The organism is Herbaspirillum chlorophenolicum (genome assembly GCF_001189955.1).
Taxonomy (GTDB): domain Bacteria; phylum Pseudomonadota; class Gammaproteobacteria; order Burkholderiales; family Burkholderiaceae_D; genus Herbaspirillum; species Herbaspirillum chlorophenolicum.
The window spans coordinates 1-1,497 of the sequence record NZ_LFLT01000139.1 but is presented as its reverse complement, the minus strand read 5'-3'; the positions used below and the strand labels follow the sequence as shown (position 1 = coordinate 1,497).

Genomic DNA, 1,497 nt, shown 5'->3' with positions numbered 1-1,497 from the left:
AGAACCAGAAATAACTGCAACTGAAAATGTTCCAGGAACTTATTGAGCGGCCTTGTTCATGGAACAAGTTTGGTGGACTGCGTTTGTGGACTTCGAGCGCCGGGCATCCCGGCCACAGCGTGCCTGCGTCATCGTCCGTCCAGAAAACCTACCTTTTCTGGATTTTGCGCCCGCTCCCCGGCATCCAACGACAAGGCTGGACTCTTGGCGATGATTCGAGTAGGATTAAATCCTATCACGCAATCGGAGACTACTATGCGAACAACTCAGCAATTGAGTATCACCCTGCCGCTGGATATGGCGGACGTGGTGAAGGCCAAGGTGCGGACTGGTGAGTACGCGACGGAAAGCGAAGTCATCCGCGACGGTCTGCGTGCGCTCCTGGCGCGTGATCGGGCTGTTGAAAGCTGGCTGAACCACCAGGTCGGACCGGCATACGATGCGTTGAAAGCCGATCCAGCCCGAGCCGTTACCGTTGACCAGGTACGCGCCCGCCTAGCCGCCGAGCACGCCAAGGCGCGATGAGCTACCGCGTCATCTTCTCCCCCGAGGCCGAGGAACAACTTATAGCGCTGTACCGCTACATTGCCGATGCGGCCTCGTCCGATATAGCAACCGGGTACACGGAAGCTATCGTCAGCTACTGCGAGAGTCTGTGTACCTTCCCCCATCGCGGCACTGTGCGCGATGACGTGCGGCCGGGCCTGCGCATCACCAACTACAAGAAGCGTGCTGTGATCGCTTTCGCCGTGGACACCGAGCAAATATCCATCATCGGCATCTTCTACGGCGGTCAGGATTATGAAACGATCTTGCAAGTTGACTCCGATGATGGACCGGAGCACTGAAGCGATGACCGAAAATCTTTCTTCCGGTTTAGGATTCCGTTTGCCGCCGAATATCACTGTCACGCGGCAACTTCTACCGAACGGCATGGCGTATGTGTTCCGTGATTACGAGCTGGGCGAACTTGGCAGGCTTGCCGTAGAAAGCACGCCGACAGGAGATACACAGATCGTCAGCGAAGTTGCCGGCGAAGCGTGCGACCCGATGACGCAACAACGCCTTAAAGTCCTCGACCCGATTTGCAAGGAGTTGACACGTATCCTTGAATCGGTGCGGGGGCGCGGACGCCCCGCGCCGCTCCCAATTCGACAACCTCACCCACAGGGTCAAGTTCCTTGCGAGGAAGTACGTTGCGATATGTGCGGCACGATGGTGGCGTTCTTGGTGTTCGCCGATGGCGCAATCGATGATGGCAGATTCGAGGACTACGCCCGCCAAATGTACCCGCACTATGCGCGCCACAATGTGCCGACCTACATCATTGGACCAGAGTTGGGCAACGGTCCAATGGAGCAGCGCCCGGCCAACATCCTCAAGGTGTGGCCCCAGCGCGGCCCCATGGAATGCCTGCGGCCCGAAGAGTTCAACCCTCGCATCATCGAACTGGCCGAACGGCATTGCTGATGGTCAGTTGCAGTTAATCCTGGCTCG

The 1,497-nt window shown here is 57.8% G+C and carries 3 protein-coding genes; all 3 read left to right on the top strand.

The genetic code is table 11. The features are described from left to right. Window positions 1-255 precede the first annotated feature (255 nt). The 3 genes from AKL28_RS23555 to AKL28_RS23545 are packed head-to-tail and all read left to right on the top strand — an operon-like array spanning window position 256 to window position 1,470. The gene (locus AKL28_RS23555) at window positions 256-525 is read left to right on the top strand and encodes a ribbon-helix-helix domain-containing protein (protein WP_034303215.1); all 270 of its coding nucleotides are present in this window, start codon (window positions 256-258) and stop codon (window positions 523-525) included. Continuing rightward, window positions 522-848, top strand: a complete 327-nt coding sequence (locus AKL28_RS23550) for a type II toxin-antitoxin system RelE/ParE family toxin (protein WP_034303213.1) — start codon at window positions 522-524, stop codon at window positions 846-848. Before AKL28_RS23555 ends, AKL28_RS23550 begins: the two co-directional genes overlap by 4 nt. A 4-nt stretch (window positions 849-852) precedes the next feature. Next, window positions 853-1,470 carry a hypothetical protein gene (locus AKL28_RS23545; RefSeq protein WP_034303262.1) on the top strand — a complete coding sequence of 206 codons (618 nt, stop codon included), beginning with the start codon at window positions 853-855 and terminating at the stop codon, window positions 1,468-1,470. Window positions 1,471-1,497 lie beyond the last annotated feature (27 nt).

Bases quoted from the DNA above. Each gene is read 5' to 3' on its own strand.
- AKL28_RS23545 (WP_034303262.1), top strand. From the start codon at position 853: ATGACCGAAAATCTTTCTTCCGGTTTAGGATTCCGTTTGCCGCCGAAT.
- AKL28_RS23550 (WP_034303213.1), top strand. From the start codon at position 522: ATGAGCTACCGCGTCATCTTCTCCCCCGAGGCCGAGGAACAACTTATA.
- AKL28_RS23555 (WP_034303215.1), top strand. From the start codon at position 256: ATGCGAACAACTCAGCAATTGAGTATCACCCTGCCGCTGGATATGGCG.